The sequence below is a fragment of the Henriciella pelagia genome (genome assembly GCF_002088945.1).
Taxonomy (GTDB): domain Bacteria; phylum Pseudomonadota; class Alphaproteobacteria; order Caulobacterales; family Hyphomonadaceae; genus Henriciella; species Henriciella pelagia.
Genome location: NZ_NCSU01000011.1, coordinates 427,606 through 447,845, shown reverse-complemented (window position 1 = coordinate 447,845; position 20,240 = coordinate 427,606). Strand labels below are relative to the sequence as shown.

General features: G+C 57.2%; 17 protein-coding genes and 1 tRNA gene. 6 read left to right on the top strand and 12 right to left on the bottom strand.

Annotated elements, in window-relative coordinates; translation table 11 throughout:
* Window positions 1-342: 342 nt before the first annotated feature.
* The 3 genes from B8746_RS11660 to prfB all read left to right on the top strand — a co-directional run bounded on the left by B8746_RS11660 (window position 343) and on the right by prfB (window position 5,392).
* Complete coding sequence (locus tag B8746_RS11660; protein WP_084393841.1) at window positions 343-1,551, top strand: N-acetylmuramoyl-L-alanine amidase family protein; 1,209 nt, start codon at window positions 343-345, stop codon at window positions 1,549-1,551.
* 100 nt (window positions 1,552-1,651) lie between these two features.
* Window positions 1,652-4,216 (top strand): penicillin-binding protein 1A, encoded by a 2,565-nt coding sequence (locus tag B8746_RS11655; RefSeq protein ID WP_084393840.1) that lies wholly within the window; start codon window positions 1,652-1,654, stop codon window positions 4,214-4,216.
* A gap of 62 nt (window positions 4,217-4,278) precedes the next feature.
* Window positions 4,279-5,392, top strand: a protein-coding gene (gene prfB, locus B8746_RS11650) for a peptide chain release factor 2 (protein ID WP_143434585.1) whose coding sequence is annotated in 2 segments (ribosomal slippage) — window positions 4,279-4,347 and window positions 4,349-5,392 — 1,113 coding nt in all. Because the reading frame shifts where the segments join, the coding sequence is not laid out codon by codon here.
* Window positions 5,393-5,446: 54 nt separating this feature from the next.
* Here prfB and B8746_RS11645 read toward each other — a convergent pair.
* From B8746_RS11645 to B8746_RS11635, 3 genes are all read right to left on the bottom strand, one after another.
* Complete coding sequence (locus tag B8746_RS11645) at window positions 5,447-5,983, bottom strand: bactofilin family protein (protein ID WP_084393839.1); 537 nt, start codon at window positions 5,981-5,983, stop codon at window positions 5,447-5,449.
* On the bottom strand, window positions 5,967-7,184 hold the full coding sequence (locus tag B8746_RS11640; protein WP_084393838.1) for a M23 family metallopeptidase: 1,218 nt from the start codon (window positions 7,182-7,184) through the stop codon (window positions 5,967-5,969). The genes B8746_RS11645 and B8746_RS11640 overlap by 17 nt, the downstream gene beginning before the upstream one ends.
* Before the next feature lie 190 nt (window positions 7,185-7,374).
* On the bottom strand, window positions 7,375-7,830 hold the full coding sequence (locus B8746_RS11635; protein WP_084393837.1) for a peroxiredoxin: 456 nt from the start codon (window positions 7,828-7,830) through the stop codon (window positions 7,375-7,377).
* Window positions 7,831-7,906: 76 nt separating this feature from the next.
* On the opposite strand from B8746_RS11635, the gene B8746_RS11630 reads away from it, so the two are divergent.
* On the top strand, window positions 7,907-11,329 hold the full coding sequence (locus tag B8746_RS11630; RefSeq protein ID WP_084393836.1) for a YhdP family protein: 3,423 nt from the start codon (window positions 7,907-7,909) through the stop codon (window positions 11,327-11,329).
* Window positions 11,330-11,357: 28 nt separating this feature from the next.
* Here the strand turns inward: B8746_RS11630 and mazG are convergent, their stop codons facing one another.
* The 7 genes from mazG to B8746_RS17530 all read right to left on the bottom strand — a co-directional run bounded on the left by mazG (window position 11,358) and on the right by B8746_RS17530 (window position 17,861).
* Window positions 11,358-12,155: a nucleoside triphosphate pyrophosphohydrolase gene (gene mazG / locus B8746_RS11625; protein WP_084393835.1), complete on the bottom strand. Its 798-nt coding sequence runs from the start codon at window positions 12,153-12,155 to the stop codon at window positions 11,358-11,360.
* Between the two features lie 222 nt (window positions 12,156-12,377).
* Window positions 12,378-13,016 carry an MBL fold metallo-hydrolase gene (locus B8746_RS11620; protein WP_233124204.1) on the bottom strand — a complete coding sequence of 213 codons (639 nt, stop codon included), beginning with the start codon at window positions 13,014-13,016 and terminating at the stop codon, window positions 12,378-12,380.
* 170 nt (window positions 13,017-13,186) lie between these two features.
* Window positions 13,187-13,963, bottom strand: coding sequence for a TatD family hydrolase (locus B8746_RS11615; protein ID WP_084393833.1), 777 nt, complete (start codon window positions 13,961-13,963; stop codon window positions 13,187-13,189).
* 11 nt (window positions 13,964-13,974) lie between these two features.
* A complete protein-coding gene (locus B8746_RS11610) occupies window positions 13,975-14,919 on the bottom strand; it encodes a hypothetical protein (protein ID WP_084393832.1) in 945 nt (314 codons plus the stop codon).
* A complete protein-coding gene (tmk, locus tag B8746_RS11605) occupies window positions 14,916-15,545 on the bottom strand; it encodes a dTMP kinase (protein ID WP_084393831.1) in 630 nt (209 codons plus the stop codon). The genes B8746_RS11610 and tmk overlap by 4 nt, the downstream gene beginning before the upstream one ends.
* Window positions 15,542-16,705 (bottom strand): D-alanyl-D-alanine carboxypeptidase family protein, encoded by a 1,164-nt coding sequence (locus B8746_RS11600; protein ID WP_084393830.1) that lies wholly within the window; start codon window positions 16,703-16,705, stop codon window positions 15,542-15,544. The genes tmk and B8746_RS11600 overlap by 4 nt, the downstream gene beginning before the upstream one ends.
* A 97-nt stretch (window positions 16,706-16,802) precedes the next feature.
* Window positions 16,803-17,861 carry a septal ring lytic transglycosylase RlpA family protein gene (locus tag B8746_RS17530; protein ID WP_158084613.1) on the bottom strand — a complete coding sequence of 353 codons (1,059 nt, stop codon included), beginning with the start codon at window positions 17,859-17,861 and terminating at the stop codon, window positions 16,803-16,805.
* A 512-nt stretch (window positions 17,862-18,373) separates the two neighbouring features.
* On the opposite strand from B8746_RS17530, the gene B8746_RS11590 reads away from it, so the two are divergent.
* A tRNA-Ser gene (locus B8746_RS11590) sits at window positions 18,374-18,463 on the top strand.
* A 265-nt stretch (window positions 18,464-18,728) separates the two neighbouring features.
* Here B8746_RS11590 and B8746_RS11585 read toward each other — a convergent pair.
* Window positions 18,729-18,908, bottom strand: coding sequence for an acyl-CoA dehydrogenase family protein (locus tag B8746_RS11585; protein WP_233124201.1), 180 nt, complete (start codon window positions 18,906-18,908; stop codon window positions 18,729-18,731).
* On the opposite strand from B8746_RS11585, the gene B8746_RS17400 reads away from it, so the two are divergent.
* A complete protein-coding gene (locus B8746_RS17400; protein WP_084393829.1) occupies window positions 18,895-19,554 on the top strand; it encodes a helix-turn-helix transcriptional regulator in 660 nt (219 codons plus the stop codon). The two genes, B8746_RS11585 and B8746_RS17400, sit on opposite strands and share 14 nt — an antisense overlap.
* A gap of 47 nt (window positions 19,555-19,601) precedes the next feature.
* On the opposite strand, the gene B8746_RS11575 is transcribed toward B8746_RS17400, so the two are convergent.
* Complete coding sequence (locus tag B8746_RS11575) at window positions 19,602-20,240, bottom strand: GNAT family N-acetyltransferase (RefSeq protein ID WP_084393828.1); 639 nt, start codon at window positions 20,238-20,240, stop codon at window positions 19,602-19,604.

Below are 20,240 nucleotides of genomic sequence, written 5' to 3'. Positions count from 1 at the left end.
TGTTGAGGTTGGGTCTGCGGCAAACGCCAGGAATGTTGTTCAGGGAGTCATCGGGCAGAAAGCATCGCGCGCCTGAAGGCGCGGTATCGAATGCGGTTTGTAAGAGCCCGAAAGACATTGTTTGATATCCGTTTCCAACCTGGCTGCCTGCGGGGTGTCAAACCCGGTCACGCGCCTGTCGGGGATTTGTTTCGCCCAGATGCCTGGGATATCATGAACATGCCCAAAGCCGGATAAGATGAAAAGGAGAAAATGTCGTAAACCGGAAAAAACACAGCCACGGTCGGACCGGTAAATGTTGGATTAATCATCAATATGCAAACACCTTAGCAGGCGGGATTAATGAGTTATGGTGTGCAGGTGATTCCAGCGCTTCGATTTTTCATTGCGGTCTGGGCAGCAATCTTGGCTGCCGCGTGCTGCCATGCCGCGCAGATCAGCGCGATTGAAGTCACGGGTGACACTGAACATACCCGAATAACGCTCATCGCATCTGAACCCGTGGAGCATGGATCCTTTCTGGCTCAAGCCGGTGGTCTGGCCCAGATCGAAGTGATGACCCCCGGATCGCTGGTCCTTCCGAATGCTGCAACACCGCCGCCGGGCGGGGCTGTGAACTCCTATGAGATCCGGGACGATGAAATCATCTTCAACTTGATGACGCCCATGATGGTGTCCCGCACACTGGATCTGTCGCCGACGACGGTCGAGCCGAATCACCGCCTCGTAATTGATCTTGTGAGAGTTGCGCCTGTCCGCTTCCAGCGGGCTGCTGCAGCGCAAGCCGATAACAAGGCCGCCTATCGCGCGAAGATGGCGAGAGCACTGGCCCAGCACAATGGCGTGCCCCCCGAAGCGGCAAGACCGGATCAATACGTGATCGTCATTGATCCGGGGCATGGTGGAAAGGACCCTGGCGCATCAAGCCACAACCAGCGTCGCGAGAAAGCGATCGTGCTGTCTACATCCCTCAAATTAAAAGCCATTCTCGAGCAGAATCCCCGCTACAAAGTTCATCTGACGCGCGAAAACGACGTCTATGTGGAACACGAAGATCGCGTGTCCATGGCCCGCAATTGGGGCGCAGACCTGTTTATCTCGGTTCATGCGGATGCAGCTGGGAATCCCGGCGTATCCGGCGCGACGGTCTATACGTTATCATCGCGCGGGGAGCGGCGAGTAGACGGGACGGCGAGGACAAATGGTTGGGATCTTCCGATCGAAGACGGCACGCCTGTTGAAGTTTCCGGTATCCTGGCAGACCTGATCAAACGCGAAACCAAATCGAACTCGTCGATCTTCGCGGAGATGCTCATTCCTGAACTTGCCAAGGCCGGCCCGATCGTCCGGAACAGTCACCGGCAGGAAAACTTCTTCGTCCTGCTCGCCCCTGACGTACCGGCTGTGCTGGTGGAGATCGGATTTCTCACCAATAGAAGCGATGTCGCGCGCCTCAGTTCTGATTCGGGACAGCGAAAGGCCGCTGACGCGATTGCCAATGCAATCGATCAGTATTTTGAGCAGCGCGATCTGCTGTATGCAGCAAATTAGGCCATTTTGACTTTCACCTGACAGGCGAGCGCCTTACTCTGGCCAGACTGTGCTGCGAAACAGCGCAATCTGCAGGGTATAAGCTCAGACTGGAATCAGAATGACAGACGAAACAGCCAATAAGCGGTTTCTGACATGGAAGCTCGCAAGGCGTGTAGCTATCGGACTCTTCATCTTGGTAGCGCTTTGTTTCATTGCAGTTTTCTTGTGGGTTGCATCGCTTGCAAGGGATCTTCCATCGCACGAGCGGCTAGCCTCTTACGAGCCGCCCATCACCTCGCGTGTTCATGCCGGTGACGGAACGCTAATCGCAGAATTTGCCGAAGAACATCGCGTCTTCGTGCCCATCGAGTCGATCCCCGATCACGTGGTCCAGGCCTTCGTGGCCGCGGAAGACAAGAAGTTCTTCAGCCACAAGGGGCTCGACTATATTGGCATTCTCAGAGGCGCGATCAATTCAGCAAAGATCAAGCTGACCGGTGGCGGCAATCTGCAAGGTGGTTCGACCATCACCCAGCAGGTTGCGAAGAACATGTTGCTGACGCGCGACCAGACAATCCAGCGGAAGGTCAAGGAAGCGATCATTGCCAGGCGCATGGAAGAGGCGTTCACCAAGGATGAAATCATCGAGCTGTACCTGAACGAGATCTATCTCGGTGCCCGCTCTTATGGCGTGGGTTCAGCCGCGCTTCTCTATTTCAACAAGTCATTGCCGGAGCTCGATCTGTCCGAGGCTGCGATTCTCGCATCGCTCGCAAAAGCCCCATCTGCGGTCAATCCGTACCGGCGACCGGAACGCCTGCTTGCACGCCGGAACTATGTGCTCTCGCGCATGGTCGAGGACGGCTACATTTCCAAGGAAGAAGCAGAGGTCGCCAAGGCCAAGCCATTGCAGGTAACCGAGCGCCTTCGCGGGCCCGAATATGCGGCCGCGACCTATTTCGTCCAGGAGCTGCGCAAACAGCTCATCGAGCAGTATGGCGAAGAAGCCTTGCAGCGGGGCGGTCTTTCAATTCGCACGACGATAGACACCAAACTGCAACTGGCGGCGCAGGAAGCCCTTCAGAACGGCCTTGAGGCCTATGATCGCCGTCACGGCTACCGGGGGCCGTTTGCCACTATTGACCCCAATGGGAATGTTGCCGAACAGCTCCGCGACCTGACGCTTCCACCAGGGTATGGAACCTGGGAAGCCGGGATGGTGACGCAGGTCTCTGCCGATGGCGCGACGATCACCCTGAACGACGCGCGCATGACGTCGATCTCAAAAGAAGACGTGGAATGGGCTAAACGCTACAAAAACGAAGAGACGGGTAAGGCCGGTCTTTCGAAAGGCGATGTGGTTCTGGTCGAAGTGGAGCGGACTGAGCAGAAACGTCCGGGCTCGGATTCTGACGAAGATGCCGAGGAAGAAGACTGGATCTATGTTCCGGCGAAGTCGGCAACGCTGCGCCAGGTGCCCGACGTTGAGGGCGCCATTGTCGCGCTCGACCCTCATACTGGTCGTGTTCTCGCTATGGTGGGGGGCTATTCCTTCTTCAAAAGCCCGTTCAACCGGGTGACGCAGGCGCTGAGGCAGCCAGGTTCGTCCTTCAAGCCTTTCGTCTATGGCGCGGCGCTAGAGAACGGCTATACGCCATCGACACGGATACTCGATGCCCCATTCGTCTATTATGACGAATTCACGCAAGAAACTTGGAAGCCCGAGAACTATTCGGCGGGGCGCTCCTATGGCGAAGTAACCATGCGAGCCGCGCTTGAGCGATCGTTCAACCAGGTCACCGCGCGGGTAGCCGTCGATATCGGCATGCCGGCGGTTTCAGAGTTTGCCGAAAGGTTCGGTCTGTACGATGATCTGCCGCCGTACCCCGCCATGTCGCTTGGTTCAGGCGAAACCACACCGTGGCGGCTCGCAAAGGGCTACGCGGCCTTCGTGAACGGCGGTAAGGAAGTTACGCCAACCCTGCTCGACCGCGTGCAGGACCGCCACGGCGCAACCATGTACAAGCATGACACCCGCGCCTGTGAAGGGTGCTCGGCCGAAGCGTGGGATGGTGAAGAACCACCGCAACTTGAAGACAATCGTGAACAGCTCGTCGATCCGATCATCGCCTACCAGATCGTGCACATGCTCGAAGGCGTGGTCGAACGCGGCACGGCGCGCCGTGCCAGCCGTATTGGAAAGCCGCTTGCCGCGAAGACCGGCACGACGAACGATTATGTCGATGCGCTGACGTTTGGATTTTCGCCGGACCTCGTGGTCGGTATATGGGTCGGTTTCGATACCCCAAAGAGCCTCGGGGAAGGGGAGGCAGGCGGATCGGTCGCCGGCGTCATCTTTACAGATTTCATGGAAGCCGCACTTGAAGACGAGCCTGCACTGCCGTTCCGGATACCGCCCGGTGTGCGCCTGGTCTCCGTTGACCACGCCACAGGCGGCATACCGACCGGTGGCTCAGGCGAGATCATTGTCGAAGCGTTTCGGCCCGGTACCGAACCTGGCGCTGTCTTTGACGACCGCGGAGGTTTCTCCATTTCAGGCAATCGCGGGGCGTCAGAGAATGGCAATGGCGATACAATCGACCCGTTCGCAGAAGGGCTGCCATTTGATCCGACGGACACGCCGGATGATGTTGCGGACGAGAGCCTGAGTGACATTTATTGACGTTGCGCCTGGAATTGTGCATCGCCTGACATTCGAAAAATCAATTTGATTCAAGGTCAATCATGTCGACAGAAATCAACTCCCTCCTGGAAGAAATCAAGCAGTCCGCCGCGCTGCTGAGGAGGCGTCTTTGACTGGGACGTCGCTGAAAAACGTCTCGATGAGCTGAATGCGCTCTCAGAACAGGCCGATTTCTGGAACGACCCGGAAGAGGCGCGCAAGCTGATGGCTGAACGCCAGAGACTGGAAGACGGCATCAAGCTGGTCCTGAGTCTCGAACGCGAAGCCGATGACGGTGCCGAACTGCTTGAACTCGCCGATGGCGATGAAGCGATGATCGGCGAGGTTGCCGCCTCTCTCACTGCGACACGCGAAAAGGCAGCGAAGGCAGAGCTTCAGGCGCTCCTGTCTGGCGAAGTCGATGCCAATGACTGTTACATGCAGATCAATGCGGGTGCGGGTGGCACTGAAAGTCAGGATTGGGCGTCCATGTTGCGGCGCATGTATGTGCGCTGGGCCGAAAAGAGCGGTTACAAGGTGGAAGAGGAAGATGCGCATGAGGGCGAGGAGGCTGGAATCAAGTCCGCGACCTTGCTGATTTCCGGCCACAATGCCTATGGCTGGCTGAAGTCCGAGACGGGCGTGCACCGTCTCGTGCGTATATCGCCATACGATTCGTCTGCGCGGCGGCACACATCCTTTGCATCGGTAACGGTTTCTCCGGTGATCGACGATTCCATCGAGATCGACATTGACCCGTCAGATGTTCGTACCGACACATATCGGTCATCCGGGGCAGGGGGACAGCACGTCAACAAGACAGATTCGGCTGTGCGGCTGACACACGAACCTACAGGCATTGTCGTTGCTTGCCAGGCCGGCCGCTCGCAGCACCAGAACAGGGCGAAGGCGTGGGAAATGCTGCGTTCAAAGCTTTATGAGCTGGAACTGCAGAAACGGCGCGAAGCCGTCCAGGACAGTCACGATTCCAAATCGGATATTGGCTGGGGCCACCAGATCCGGTCCTATGTTCTCCAGCCATATCAGCTGGTGAAGGACCTCCGCACCAGCCATGAAACGTCAGATACGGGTGGTGTTCTGGACGGAGATCTGGATGCGTTCCTGAGCGCTGCGCTTGCTCACTCAGTTGGCGTCAGCGCTGACGGCGACCAATAAAAAACGCCCTCCGCAAACTGCGAAGGGCGTTCCTGAAATCTTCCATCTGTCCGCTTAGGAAACAGCCGTGGATGACGATCCGCCAAATGGGCGAACGGTCGATGATGATGAGCTGCTCGAGGAAGAAGCACTCGTTGACGATTTGTCGGAATTGGCAGCCTTTGGAGCAGAGCTTTGCAGCGGGTCCTGGTCATGCTTGACTTGGCCTTCGAACATTGCGTTTGGCTGAATGCTGAGCGACGAGTGTATGATGTCGCCATGGACCTTTGCTCCGGTCTCAAGCTCAACCTTGCGGGCGCGGATTGAGCCGCGTACTTCGCCTTTGACCTTTACTGCTTCGGCGCGAACTTCGCCTACAACACGGCCACTTGCGCCGATCGTAATGTCGGCGGCATTCACGTCACCATCGACGACACCGTCGATCTGGAGAGCACCTTCAGATGTGATCGATCCGTTGATCTCCATGTCACCACAGATGATCGACGCAGCCGATCGAGCCGTAGGTTTGGACGCAGCTCCCCGGATTGCATCCTGCGCTGGATTAACGCTGGGAGTGGGAGTGTCGCTGTCTTTGTTAGTTTTCGTGAACATGTTTACCCGCCTTCAGAAATTCTACTGGATCGTAGGGTTTATCATTGAACCATACCTCATAATGAAGGTGTGGCCCAGTGCTTCGGCCTGTCGACCCCATGGCGCCTACGACATCGCCAATTGCAATCGTGTCACCCTTTTTCACATTGATGCGTTTAAGGTGAGCGTAACGCGACTTGAATCCGTGGCCATGATCGACTTCGACGAGGCGCCCGTAACCGGAGCGTGTGCCTGCGAAGCTGACCTTGCCTGGGCCGGTCGCTGTGATGGGTGCGTTCCAATAGGCGCCGATATCGACACCATTGTGCCAGCCGGGACGCTTGTTGAACGGATCGACGCGCAGTCCGTAATTTGAGGTCAAACGCCAGTTGACGCCGACCGGATCTGCAAGCGGGAGATTGGATACGACTTCTTCGTAATAGCGAGCTTCTTCCATACGAGCGGCAACCTGGGCGACACGCTCTGCAAATGCCGCTTCCTCAGGGGTGTCGAATTCGCCTTTGGCAAGGCTGGCAAACTCGACAATGGGCCCGCCCATTTCCTGGTTGTTTCCAATACGGTTGCTGCCAACAGCGGTCAGCCGAAGGACGCCGCGCGCTTCCTCGGCGCGCTCAACAGCAATCTCTTCGACTTCATCGAGGAAGGCCTGTTGTTCGCGCTGGATTTCACCAATCTGGCCGCGGAGGCCGACATTTGTCGCATCGGTTTCCTCATAGCTGGAAGAGGGGCGCGACTGGCGGCGATCAGCTTCGTCGATGGACGCATTGACGAGAAGGGGAGCGTCATTGCCGCGAAGCGCTGCGGCTTCAAGTTCGCCGCCATTCTTCAGCGTGTTCAGCAGGGTTTCGAGCGTCTGGTGGCGGCGCTCGAAATTGACAGTGGCATTCTGGAACGCCTCGGTGCGTTCGACCAGCTGGGAGCGCGAAAGGGCATCACGGGCACGGAGTTCCTGTACCCATCTTTCATATTTGTCGATTTCATACTGGCCGCTGGCGACGACGCCCTGTTTTGGCATGAAGACGAGGTTCGCAGTGGCATAAAGGGACCAGCCGACGGCCGCGGCTACAGCAGCAGCGAGAATGGCTTGTTGGGAAGGAGAGATCGTAAAATAGCGAACGGTACCGCCGCTGCGGTGATAGATCTGACGTTCGGGAAAGAGGCGACTGAAAAGTTCGCGAACCTTCATCGTCTTCTTTTTCATCTACGCGCCTGCCCTTCGTGTACTCTAATCTGTCGTAGTCGCTACGACCGCTCCCCAGCTGCAATACTAGTAACTCAATTCGCCCACCTGCGAAAAGGGTTCGATGCCACATTTCTTCCGACTTTTTTCACAGCTTGGTAAAATTGCGCTTAAGAAGCTCGAAAAAGCTGAATCCCTACAAGCGCGTTGCCTAAAGAGCGGTCAGAACTGTTTTTGCATGTTCCTTGACTTTCACCTTTCGCCAAACCGCTTCAATCGTGCCATCAGGCGAGATGACAAAGGTCGAGCGCTCTATGCCCATATATTTGCGGCCATACATGTTCTTTTCGACCCAGACTCCAAAGGCTTCACAAGCCTGTCCGTCCTCGTCGCTCGCCAGCTGGATTGTGAGCTCCTGCCTGGCAATGAATTTGTCATGCGAGGCCAGGGAATCACGCGATATACCGACGATATCGTAACCCTTCGCCGCAAAATCAGCTTTCAGGGCGGAAAAGTCCTTTGCTTCATTTGTGCAGCCGGGCGTGCTGTCCTTGGGATAGAAGAAGACTACCATGCCTTTGCCAGAGGGTATCTTGACGTTGGAGCCACCGGTTGCGGCGAGCTCGAGTTCAGGGGCCTTGTCGCCCACAGCGAGAGCTGCAGTCATGATTGGATTCGTCCTATTTCTGCTTCAATAAGGTCCTATCGCATTAGTGAACTGAATTTCGAGAGGAAAGTCTGAATTGGTCAGGCAAACTGCCACGGTCGTAACGCTGGAATTGATAGGCGGCATTCTGCTGCTGGCTGTCGCCGCTGTTGTAATCCTGGCGTTCATGCTGGCCAGCGGTCCTGTTGAACTCAACATCTTCAAGGCTGATGTGGAGCGCGCCATCAAGGAAGCCCGTGACGGTAGGGGTGTGTCGATCGAGCGGCTCACCTTGCAGTGGTCTCCATCGGACCGCCAGATGATCGTTGCAGCGGACAATCTGAAGCTTGCGGACGAAAGCGGAGAGACGGCCGGGCAGGCTGAGCGTGCCGTCCTGACGCTTGATGCCGGGTCTCTCATATTCGGCAAGACTGAGATTTTACAGACCGAACTCGAAGGTGGATGGGCAGAGGTCCAGCAGGTGTCGCCGACCCAGTGGACTTTTGCCGGTGAGCCATTGCCAGAGTTTGAAGCCCGTGGTTTGCCTGAAACGCCCGAGCAATGGCTCGCCCTCAGCGACCGCGTGCTTGGCGACATACTGGGGGGGCTGAAAGTGACACGGCAGACAGGCTCGCTCGAACAGGCATCCTTTCAGGACTTCGAATTGCGGTTCGTCCAGATGGATGGAACCGCTTTCGGAACCATGGCGCAAGCATCCGGGGCGATGGTCCGCAATGATGGTGGCCTGCAGATCAGCCTGAAGGGAAGCGGCAGCGGAATTGGCCTGCCAGGTGACCTTGACGCTGTGATGCGGATCCCCGCAGCCTATGACCGACTAGGCCTTGATGTGGGTATTGTCGACTGGAGTCTCGGCGAGCTTGCCGCGCGCCTCGGAGCGCCCGAAGGCAGAGTGTCGGGCTTTCCGGCTGACATCGTTTTCGTCTTCGTATTCGAACCGGGACAAGGTTTCACGCAATTTGGGCTCCAGGCAGAAGCAAAAGACGGCAATCTGAAGCTCGGCTCGGATACGTTTTCAGTGAATGAGCTGGATTTTGACGTTGCCTATGACCCGGCCGCTGACGAGCTTCAGGTAAATTCAGCTTCCCTTGTGTCGCCGCGTCTGTCGGCAACGGTATCGGGTCTGATCGAGAACGCTATTTCCAGCGGTGTACCAACAGAGTTTGACCTTGTTTCGAACGATGTGTCGCTGGACCTGATGCCTTATTTCCCAACGGCCTGGTCGTTCAGCGATATCGCTCTGGATGGCTCTTTCAATGCTGATTACTCGAGGCTCACACTGGACTCATTCTCATTTACGACGTCGGGTACGAAATTCAGCGGTGAGCTGAATGCGCGTCGGCCAGACGAGGGGGCTGTCCCAGGCAAATTTCCGGCCTTTCTGGATGTAACAGCCGAAATTGACGGCGAGTTGACCGTCCAGCAAGTGCTGGACTTCTGGCCAGAAACACTGGGAGCGGGTGCGCGACGCTTCGCTGTCAGGAACATTAGCCAAGGCAGAGCAACGGCTGCGGATGTAAGGCTCAATCTAAAGCCCGACAGCTTTGAAGAAGGCTTCCTGCGAGATGAAGACCTTGAAGTCAGCTTCTTTGTGGAAGGCGCGCAGGTGAAGTTCCTGGACGACCTGCCACCAGTTACCGAAGGCGTCGGTTCTGGCAAGCTGACAGGCAACGGGTTTTCCGTTCAGCTCACGAGTGGTGAATATGGCGGCTGGCAGCTGACCGAAGGCGCTGTCCAGTTTTCCAAGTTCAATCCAAAGGGTGAGCTGTTCCGAGTGTTTGCAAGGGGGCACGGGCCCGCCGTCGACGGAATGCGCCACCTCTCTGAATCGAGACTGCAGATAGAGGCCAGATCCGGCTTTGACCCGGAACGCGTGTCCGGCGATGCCGAGATGACGTTCGAGATGTTCCGTCCAGCCCTTGATGATGTGCCGATCGAAGAAATAGATATCGATGTTACCGGGGTCATTCGGAATGCGGGGCTTACCGCTGTGCTTCCCGGGCTCGATCTTGCAGACGGTGAAGTCGAGCTGCAATTTTCCGACAATATCCTGATCCTGACGGGGTTTGGCGATGTTGGGCCGGCTCCAGTACAGTTCACATGGCGGGATAATTTCAGCGATGATGGCCTGCCGGCCAATTTGTCGGCGAGCGCGTTCGTATCTCCCGATTTCCTGAACCGGTTCGGCTTTATCGGGCGAGCCTATGTAAGCGGGGATATTCCGGTTGAACTGCAGGCACTTGTTTCGGCGGAAGGTGTCGACAGCGTCGAGATCGGGTTTGAATTGCAGCAAAGCCGCATTGATGTGTCCGAAGTAGGATGGATCAAGCCGGCCGGAGAACCGGCGCAGGCAACCTTGTCCTATGACAGTCAGCGCGAAAGCTCCGCCTCGACCTTCATGTTCAATAGCGACCAGGCAAAGTTTGATGGGGACATCAGGCTTTCGGACGGGGGGCAACTCCAGGCGCTCGATGTGCGTCGCGCCTATCTCAAGGATTTTCTTGATGTCAGCGGTAACATCATGCGAGCCGCGGACGATTCATTTGAGAGTACACTTGAAGGGGCTTTTCTGGACGCGAGTGCTTTCTTCGGAGATTTTGGCAGCGGCGGCCAGGCGGGAAGTTTCTCATTTCCTCTCAAGCTAACGGCAAATCTTGAGACGCTCCGCTTGCGTAAGGGCCTCGATCTCAATGGCGCCAATCTGGATTTCGTGAGCAACCGGACCGGCGTGCGTGAGGTGTCCGCGAGCGGCAGGATCGGCGGTGGGACTGGCACGATACAGGCGGTTTATTCGGGCCCCACCGCAGAGAAAGCCGCCGCAGTGCGGCTCGATAGCGATGATGCCGGTTTCTTCATGCGCGGCATGCTCGGTCAGGACTTCCTCTCCGGCGGGTCGCTGAAACTGTCAGGAACCTTGTCCCGAGGAAACGAGCCGGCGCGTCTGAAGATTGCGCTCAGCAATGTGCGCATGCAGGAGGCTCCATTCCTCACCCAGGTGCTGTCGCTGGCATCGCTGCGCGGCCTCGCGGACACGCTGAGCGGGGAAGGGGTGCTTTTTACCAATATTGATGTGCCGGTCACGATCGCGGGGGACCGGTTCATTGTGGAGGGTGCGAGGGCGAACGGGCCGGCACTGGGGCTCACCATGAATGGATGGTTCGAGCAGTCGACAAATGACATCCGGATCAGCGGCGTGTTGGTGCCCAGCTTCGGCGTGAATTCGATGCTAGGGGGCGTGCCGATCATTGGCGACCTGTTTGTCGGCCGTGACGGGGAAGGCATCTTCTCGTTGACGTATTCAGTGCGTGGTTCACTCGACAAGGCTCAGGTGGCCATCAATCCGTTGTCAGCGGTGACGCCCGGTATCCTGCGCCGGATTTTCGAGAATCCTGCCGACACGTCCATTCCCGACAGTCTGCCGACCGATCCGAACCTGACCCCACCGGCCCCGCCCATGCCGGATGCTGAATTCATACCCTCCGCGCCAGGCTCAAACCCGTGAGCCTGTAAGCCGGGAAAGCATGATCAGGCTATTCCTTCATCTTGACGCGGGTCCATAGCGCATCCTGTTCGGATAGGCCGAGAGAAGAGAACTCTTTATTTTCTGTTGCGGCCAGCGCCTCCATGGCACGAAACCGTCGCTCGAACTTGTCATTAGCTTTCCGCAAAGCGATTTCTGGGTCGAGCTTGAAGCGGCGGGCGAGATTGGCGGTGACGAATAGCAGATCGCCGATCTCATCTTCAATCTCAGCCAGATTGCCATTCTCAATTGCGTCTTGGACCTCATCTGTCTCCTCGGCGAGCTTCTCGAGAATGTCTTCCGGATTGGTCCAGTCAAAGCCGGTACGCGCCGCGCGCTTCTGGAGTTTTTCAGCACGCATCAGGGCCGGAAGCGCCTTGGCAACGCCTGCAAGGGCCGAGCTGTCCTCGTCTTTGATTGAGCGTTCGCTCGCCTTTATGTCTTCCCAGGCTCGCGTTTGCTCCTCTGCCGTGCGATCGTCACCATTCCTGAAAACATGAGGATGGCGTCGCACCATCTTGTCATTAATGGCGCGGGCGACATCGTCGACCGTGAAGAGGCCGGCCTCTGAAGCCATCTGGCTGTGAAAGACCACCTGGAGCAGCAGATCTCCCAGCTCGTCTCGCAGGTCCTCGTAATCTTCGCGCTCAATGGCGTCGGCGACTTCATAGGCCTCTTCGATCGTATAAGGGGAAATGGATGAAAAAGACTGCTCAACATCCCATGGGCAGCCCGTTTCCGGATCCCGAAGTTTCGCCATAATGCCGCGCAAGCGGTCAAATTCGGATGATGGGGGAGGAGGGGACATGGCAGAGCAATCCTTCCAGTCGCGATAGGGGTGGGAGCAATGAAAACGTTAATGACTGATTCAGTGTCGGCCAACTGCGCCGGGTGCATTGAGCTGGAAAGTGCGTGAAGAAGGACCGGACCGTTGGCTGGCGATGCGGTGCTCAGACGCGATGTGATTGCCGCTGATCTCGATCCAAAAACGGATTGCATAATCTATATTATGAGAAATACGGAATTCTCTTTAGTGCGCAAATTCAATGCATAAGCCATCATGGGCAGGCCGCACATGCGGCGGCAGTTCCTCGCACAATGTCCTGTAATCCATGTCGATATGAAGATTCGTCAGGTATGCCCGTTCTGGCCTTATCTCTTCAATCCAGCCAAGAGCACGTTCCAGGTGCGCATGGCTTGGGTGCGGCGTGTAGCGCAAAGCGTCAAGCACAAGGACCTCTGTTCCCTTCAGCCTTTCCAGGCTCTCTTCAGGGAAGTCATGAAGATCATTACAATAGGCAAGCGACCCGATCCTGAAGCCAAGGCTTATTATCCGGCCATGAAACTGCTTGATCGGTTCAAGCTCCAGGGGCCCGCCTGGACCATCGACTGAAAACGGACGGCCGATTTGGATGAGCGGTTGTAGATCGAGGATGGGTGGATAGCCCCCCTTCCCTGTGAAGCAGTATTCGAACCGCGTGGTCAGGGTCTGTGCGGTTGGTGCGTCTAGGAAGGTCGGCACTTGCCTTCGCATCCGCATCGCAAGCGCCCTTACATCGTCGATACCATGGCTTTGGTCGGCGTGGTCATGTGTGTAGACCAGACCATCAAGGTGTGAGACGTCCGCCTCGAGAAGCTGTTCACGCAGGTCTGGCGGTGAGTCAATCAAGACGCGTGTGCAGGATTCAGGATTTATTGGATCACCAAGATCAATAAGGGCTCCGCATCGCCGGCGCCGGTTTTTGGGCTCATTGGGATCGCAGTCGCCCCAGTCATTCCCGACGCGCGGCACGCCGCCTGAAGACCCTGTTCCAAGAAAGGTGAAGCGCGCAGTTGTGGTCATGAAGCGGTTAGTTTTTTGAACAAATTTAGCGCATTGGCCTCGCAAATTGATGTTATTTCTGCTCGTTCACGGCCTGTCAGACTGGCAAGCGCGTCGGCAACATATGGCAGATATGACGGTTCATTCCGGCGGCCCCTGTACGGCACCGGTGCGAGATATGGGCAATCCGTCTCGAGAATGATCCTGTCGAGCGGCACCGTCTCGATGACGCTCCTGACATCCCTGGCGCTCTTGAATGACAGGATGCCTGAAACTGAAACGTAAGCTCCAAGCGCAAGCCCTCTGTCTGCCAGGTCCTGACCGCCCGTATAGCAATGCAGCAAGATGCCGAAGGCGCCGCGCGCATACTCGTCCTCGAGAATATCGGCGGTCAGTTCATCCGCTTCGCGGGTGTGGACCACTAGCGGCAGCCCAGTGTCACGAGCCGCAGATATGTGCCGCCGGAAATTTGCGACCTGATCGGCTTCGTTCGAATAGCCATAATGAAAGTCGAGGCCTGTTTCGCCTATGGCAACGGTCTTTTCATCGTTGGCTGCGGCCACCAGCAAGTCGCTGGTGAGGTCAGTGAAATCCTTGGCGTGATGCGGGTGCACACCGACCGTGTTCCAGATATCTGGATGCTCATTCGCGATGGATTTCACACGGTCATAATTGTCATAGCGATCACAGATGGCGAGAAACCGCGTCACACCGGCTGTTCTTGCTCGCGCCAGAACCTCGTCCAGATCTTCGCTGAACGCTTCAGCGTGGAGATTTACATGCGTGTCGAACATACGGACGGTGTCTAAACGTTCCCGAAACCAGATTGAAGGCATCCAATCAGCTTGGACGCAGCCTGAACCGGCGGCATGTGAAGGTTCCGCTGCGAAGCGACAATCTGCTGGCTTTCGAACCACGCTCCGGACCAACTGGGGTCACGATTGGTCTGGGTCTCCAGCCAGCCCAGTATTTCGCCTGCGAAGACCCGGAACGCCGCATCATCCTCGGCGGCCGACGAAATGGCCTGGGACAGGATCGCCTCATTGGGGCGTGGCATGGCCTTCAGCAGGCTTTGGGCGGCGCTGGCAGCGGCAAGGACCTTTGCGCCTGTCACTTCTTCGGCTCGTCCGGGACGGCCCCTGACCAGCGAGAGTGCGCCCTCCGCATTGTCGATGTTCATGTCTGCCAGTACTTGCCTGGTGTCGTCTTCGCTCAAGGCCTTCAGGCGCAAGGTCTGACACCTGGACCGAATGGTGGGCAGGATTGGCGTGGTCATATGCGAAATCAGGAAGATTAGGGCTTTTGCCGGCGGCTCTTCGAGGGTTTTCAGGACGGCATTGAGGCCGCTGACGTTCATTTCGTCCAGCGAGTCCAGAATTCCAATACGCCAGCCACCCATGGCGGGCTTCAACGAGAAGAAGGCGTTGAGCTCGCGGATCTGTTCCACGGCGATGTCCTGTTTCAGGTTTCCCTTGTCGTTCAGCTGACGTTCGACGTGTTTCAGGTCGGGATGGCCAGCCGACAGGACTTTCTGCATGACCGGATCATCCGCTGTCGCTCCGGCTGGGTCGTCCGGTGTCGCAACTGCTCCGAGCAGGATTGAGGCAAGACGCGTCGCAAACCGGGCCTTGCCAATGCCGGAAGGCCCTTCAATGATCCAGGCATGGTGCAACCGCTGGCTCTCCACAGCGGACAGGAACTCAGCCTGTACGGCCCGATGACCGTAAAGCGGAAGTGCCGACGTGCTCATGAGGCGCTGACCCGTTCATCAATGACGCTCAGGACGTCTTCCAGTACGCGGCTCGGGTCCCGCGAGGCGTCGACAACTTTACACCGGTCCGGAGCTGCCTTCGCAATTTCGAGAAAACGTTCGCGAACAGCCGTGTGAAACCCGATCGGTCGCCGCTCGAAGATGTCGCTCGTCCCCCGTGCGGTGCGTCGCTGAAGCAGCTCATCAACCGGTCCGTCCAGGATGAATGTGATATCAGGCGCGGCGTCTTTGGTGACTTCGGCCTGCATGGCCTGAAGCATGGTGTCATTCACACCCCCAATGCCTTGGTAGACCCGCGTCGAATCGGCAAAGCGGTCACAGATCACCCATTTGCCGGCTGCAAGTGCGGGCGCAATCTTCTTTTCGACATGGTCCGCACGTGCCGCATTCATCAGCAGCGCTTCGGCGAGCGCGCTCCACTGCGTCTCGCCAGGTGGATGAAGCACGAGGTTTCTGATTTCTTCAGCAAGAACGGTTCCGCCCGGTTCCCGGGTGGTAACCACGTCAAGGCCACGCGCTTCGAGCACCTGCTCCAGACTCCGGATGAGTGTGGATTTCCCGGCGCCTTCACCACCTTCTATCGTTATGAAGCGCCCACGACTCATGATGCGGCCGCGTCATCTCCTGACAGTTTGAGGCTGAGTCCTTCGACCGCGCGGCCGATGAAGCCCAGCTTTGCTACGTTTTCAGTGGCGACGAGAGGCGCGATTATCGGCTCATCCTTGCCTTCCACTGTGATGACAAGTTTTCCAATGACATCTCCGGCAGAAACGGGCGCCGTGATTGGGCCGTCATAGACGACTTCCATCCTGGCGTCATCGAAAGCGCGCTTGTGCGCGGCGACACGAACCGGCTCTTGCAGTTTCACCGCAACGGTCCGGGTCTCGCCGTTCCAGACAGGAAGGCTCGTGAGCGGTTTGTCACTCGGTTCAATGGTACGCGTATCAAAAGCCGTGAAGGCGAGGCGCATAAGACGTTCGGCTTCATCAGCACGGGCGCGTGAACTGTCGAGGCCATTGATTACCAGAATACGTCGTTTCCCATCGCGAACGGCGGACGCCGTCAGTCCATATCCAGAAATCTCAAGATGGCCGGTCTTCAGGCCATCGGCTCCATCCATTGAATATAACAGAGGGTTCCGGTTGCCCTGGGTGATGCCGTTCCACGTCATCTCTTTTTCGGAGTAGTATTTGTAATATTGAGGAAATTTGTCGATTTCCATGCGCGCCAGACGAGCGAGGTCTGCAGCCGAAATGACATGGCCCTCGGCATTCAGACCGCTTGCATTTTTGAAGCTCGCCGATGTGAGGCCCATTTCCTGCGCAAGATCTGTCATTCGAGCTGCAAATGCCTCTTCCGTGCCGGCAAGCCCCTCAGCCAGAACAATGCACGCATCATTTCCCGACAGGATGATCACGCCCCGAAGGAGGTCTTCCACTGTTGGCGTCTCGCCGATTCGCAGACCCATGGTGGAGCCGCCCGTCGCCCAACCGCCTTCTCTCCACGCGCGTTCGCTGACAGGCAGCGTGTCGTCCAGGGAAATCTCACCATTATCGATCGCCTCATAGACGACATGGGCCGTCATGATCTTGGTCATTGAGGCCGGGATCATCGGCTCGTCGCCATTCTTTGAGAACAGGATATCCTGTGTCTCATAATCCATGATGACAGCGTAGTCGGCCTGAGTGTCGATAAGCTGCGCGGATGCTGGCAATGTGACGGCAAGTGCGCAGGCGATTGAGGCGCAAAGTCTGGTGAAATTCATTCTGCTTTCTCCAGGTCAGGAGCGGGGTGGTTTCCACTCGTATCCATGACCTAGAAAAAGGGCCGCTTTGAGACAGGCGTCAATGCCTGCTGCGCAATTATCTCAGGACAACGAACCCATCTGTAATGCCCCGCTGGCTGAGCTGGTATTTCGCCATATCAGCGGCGCTGCGGGTCGGAAAAGGCCCGACCAGAACCCTGAAATAATCAGCACCGTGCACACGAACCGACTCTATGTCGACAGGATAGGTTCCACCCACCTGAGCATTCATGCCTTGTGCATTGCTTATATCCGCGAACGAGCCGACCTGGACAAAAATCTTTGGCTGGAATTTGGGGACCGAGTGTGATGCCGAAGGCGTTGCGGCGGCTTGAAGCGGACGGGGAGCCGGCCCCGTCGTTGTCAGAGCGCTGTCCAGCGACGCTTCGCGGACAGGCGCAGGCGATAGATCGAAATCGGGCTTGGGGGCGGGCGGTGTCGCAATCGAAATTCTTGCCGGCGTTGCAACAGTCTGGCCGGGGTCAGGCACACCCAGCGACGGCTCCACGCCACCCATAAGGATGTCGCCATAAAGGTCCGTTCGCGGCTTCGGATCGTCGCGAACAGGATCAGCCGTTGTCTCCAGTTGGGCAAGCTGGACAGGTTTACTTGCCACTTCAGGGGCCGGTCCAAGATAGCGAACAGTCACCTTGGCCTCTCCTTGATCGACGATGTCGAGCGCAGACGCAGCCTTCATTGAAAGGTCAATGATCCTGTCATCCACAAAGGGACCGCGATCATTGACGCGAACGACGATTTCCTTGCCGTTTGCTTCATTGATCACCTGTGCCAGGCTTGGCAACGGCAAGGTGCGATGTGCTGCAGTCATCGCGTACATGTCGAATGTTTCGCCATTTGCTGTGGTGTTGCCGTGGAACGCCTCGCCATACCAAGACGCAATCCCGGTTTCTTCAGCATATGCATTGAGGAAATCCGGGGTGACGGATTTCGGGCGCTGGTCAGTCAGGGAATTACGCGCTCCGGCTCCCAGAACCAGTGAGCGCGGCGCGCTGACGGGTTGCGCGGTGGGCGTGCCAATCGATTGCGTTTGAGGCCAGGCTGGGGAAGCAGAGCGCTGGATACCGCTCGCGCGAGGCGTTGATTCGATGCTTGCCATCTGAGCTTGCGGGCGAGTGCTGACTGGCCCGGTCGAGCCCGGATAAGAAAAATTGAGTTGAACGCGCTGTTGCGGTGGCGCTGATGGATTTGATCTGATGACTGGTCCTCGCCAGGGGTCCTGCGTCGCTGCCGTGTTGGCCCTGGGCACACTACCCTGCCCTACATATTCAATTGGTGCGCCAGCCTTACGGTCCGCTGCCGCGTGCGGCGTCGCAGACACAGCGACAGCTGCGGCCAAGAGAAACGGATAGTTGAGGAGCTTCAGACTGGACATTCGAACCTCGTTCTGTGGTCGGCTTTCAACGTGCCTCAACTTCTGCCAAGCGCACGACACAACTTCTGTTGATGGTTGCATTTACCATAGTGAAATGGATGCAGGGTGAACATGCGAGGAAAGTTTCCGTCCGGCCTGAAACGCCCCGTTAATAATTCGTCCAATTGAGGCAAAAATGAGGTTCAGCCGCCCTATTGCAATTCGTGCCGGTTTGCCCGAAACAGACGCCCGGCCACGGAGGAGTGGCAGAGTGGTTGAATGCGGCGGTCTTGAAAACCGTTGAGCGTGCGAACGTTCCGGGGGTTCGAATCCCTCCTCCTCCGCCACGTGGCCTGCGTATAGGATAAAAGAATTCAGCACATGGCGGCGCACCTGGAGCGGTTCGTCGTCCGCTCGCTTTGTCAATGACCGACGACCGCCTGTGGGAACCTGACGCCAAAAATGAAAGACCGCACCCTTCCGGCTTGGATGGATGCGCCCTGCTCAGGAAGGAAGCTGGAAGTCGTAGCTCAGCGACACGCCCTAAGTGCGGGGCCGACCGGCAAAGCGCAGGACAACGTTCGCATTCGAAGTAATCTGTACCATTCATATTCATCGGTGATATTCTGGCCCCCAATAGTCTTGGCCCGTCAGAAACCGCGGCAGATAATACTCTTTCTGTTCTGGCGTTCCGTAGCCAATGATGCAGGGGCCGACCATTTCAAGCCCCATAGGTGCCGACGGAGGTGCGCCCACCCGTGCACATTCCGATGCAAAGATGTATCGCTGCATCTCGCTCCACCCTGCTCCAATCCTCGACCATGTTGGAAAGCCATATGCCAAAACGCTGTTCAAATGGTTCGATCCGAAGCTGCACTACTGGAATGACCGGACGTTTGCCCCCCCCCGGTCTGGTTTTATCCAGGCGTCCCGCATCTGTGCCGAGCCGTTCCTGTTTGACGGCACGAAGCTCAAATCGTGGCGCCCGAACCAGGCGCTGGACGCGTTCAATGCGAATGCGGATTACGATGCGTTCGGCGTAGCAAGCGCGATTATACGCCCGTGCTACATACCTTTCGGGGTGATTGGCACGCTCGTCTGGGCAACCAATGAAACTGTCGCCGACATTGATGCTGTCTTCTCAACACACGCAGGGGAGATGCATCCATTGAGCCTGCATTTTCTTTCGCGTTATCGGGAAAATGCGGCCCACGCTAAACTTCCTGAAATCGTTGAGCTGACGCGACGGGAGATCCAGTGCCCAAAGTGGGCCGCGCTGGGCAAGACTGATAGCGAGATCGCGGAAATCGTCGGGATTTCCGTTCCGACCGTGCGTTTTCACCTTACGAACTCCGGCCACAAGATGGGGGTCGTCGGGCGCGCGCACGCGGTAAGGGTTGCAACAAATCCGGGCTATGTTGGCCGCAGCGCAGTTTAAACCCGGCTGGAACGCCTCGGTCATGACTGTCAGCGCCGACCTTCGCTTCAAGCGGCGGCGCGTCTCTCTTCAGACCGTTCCACCGACTCTTCCAGGATGCCGGTAGCGTCCCAGCTGCCTTCGGGACGGATGAGAAGATACGGGTCGGACAATGGAGAGATGGATTTGGGGTGCGATGGTATGGGAATGTCGATCTCAAGATACTCGAAATCCGAAAATGCGAAGCTTGGTCGGTTGTCTCTCAATGTGCAGTGAATGGTTTTTTGCCACATGGGCCAAAGCCTGGCCTGTATCTGCCCGGTCATCAGTCTGAAGCCCTTCCGGGAAGCCAGCTCAAACGCATGCGCAAGGAGAACCCTTTCCAAGTGCTTGCCACGTGCCGCAGGAAGAATGCAGACGCGCTCCACTTTGCCAAAGCTTGCGAACCATCTGAGCCGCAAGGTCGCAACCGGTTCGTTCTCGACGGATGCAACCAGATGGCATCCGGCAAGGTCATTGCCATCGAACTCTTCGTGATATGGACATACCTGTTCGGCCATGAAGACGGCGGAACGGATCGCAAAGGCCTGCAGCAATTCGTCGACCGTTCTCACCAGTCGGACCGACGCTCTTTCAAGCGCGGCAAACGACGGTTTTCGCCGCAAGGCCTGCAGACCAACTTCAGGGTAAGGAAGTCCAGTACTCAT

Coding starts and splice junctions, on each gene's coding strand:
- B8746_RS11660 (WP_084393841.1), top strand. CDS start 343: ATGAGTTATGGTGTGCAGGTGATTCCAGCGCTTCGATTTTTCATTGCG.
- B8746_RS11655 (WP_084393840.1), top strand. CDS start 1,652: ATGACAGACGAAACAGCCAATAAGCGGTTTCTGACATGGAAGCTCGCA.
- B8746_RS11645 (WP_084393839.1), bottom strand. CDS start 5,983: ATGTTCACGAAAACTAACAAAGACAGCGACACTCCCACTCCCAGCGTT.
- B8746_RS11640 (WP_084393838.1), bottom strand. CDS start 7,184: ATGAAAAAGAAGACGATGAAGGTTCGCGAACTTTTCAGTCGCCTCTTT.
- B8746_RS11635 (WP_084393837.1), bottom strand. CDS start 7,830: ATGACTGCAGCTCTCGCTGTGGGCGACAAGGCCCCTGAACTCGAGCTC.
- mazG (WP_084393835.1), bottom strand. CDS start 12,155: ATGTCCCCTCCTCCCCCATCATCCGAATTTGACCGCTTGCGCGGCATT.
- B8746_RS11615 (WP_084393833.1), bottom strand. CDS start 13,963: ATGTTCGACACGCATGTAAATCTCCACGCTGAAGCGTTCAGCGAAGAT.
- B8746_RS11610 (WP_084393832.1), bottom strand. CDS start 14,919: ATGAGCACGTCGGCACTTCCGCTTTACGGTCATCGGGCCGTACAGGCT.
- tmk (WP_084393831.1), bottom strand. CDS start 15,545: ATGAGTCGTGGGCGCTTCATAACGATAGAAGGTGGTGAAGGCGCCGGG.
- B8746_RS11600 (WP_084393830.1), bottom strand. CDS start 16,705: ATGAATTTCACCAGACTTTGCGCCTCAATCGCCTGCGCACTTGCCGTC.
- B8746_RS17530 (WP_158084613.1), bottom strand. CDS start 17,861: ATGGCAAGCATCGAATCAACGCCTCGCGCGAGCGGTATCCAGCGCTCT.
- B8746_RS17400 (WP_084393829.1), top strand. CDS start 18,895: ATGTATCGCTGCATCTCGCTCCACCCTGCTCCAATCCTCGACCATGTT.
- B8746_RS11585 (WP_233124201.1), bottom strand. CDS start 18,908: ATGCAGCGATACATCTTTGCATCGGAATGTGCACGGGTGGGCGCACCT.
- B8746_RS11575 (WP_084393828.1), bottom strand. CDS start 20,240: ATGAGTACTGGACTTCCTTACCCTGAAGTTGGTCTGCAGGCCTTGCGG.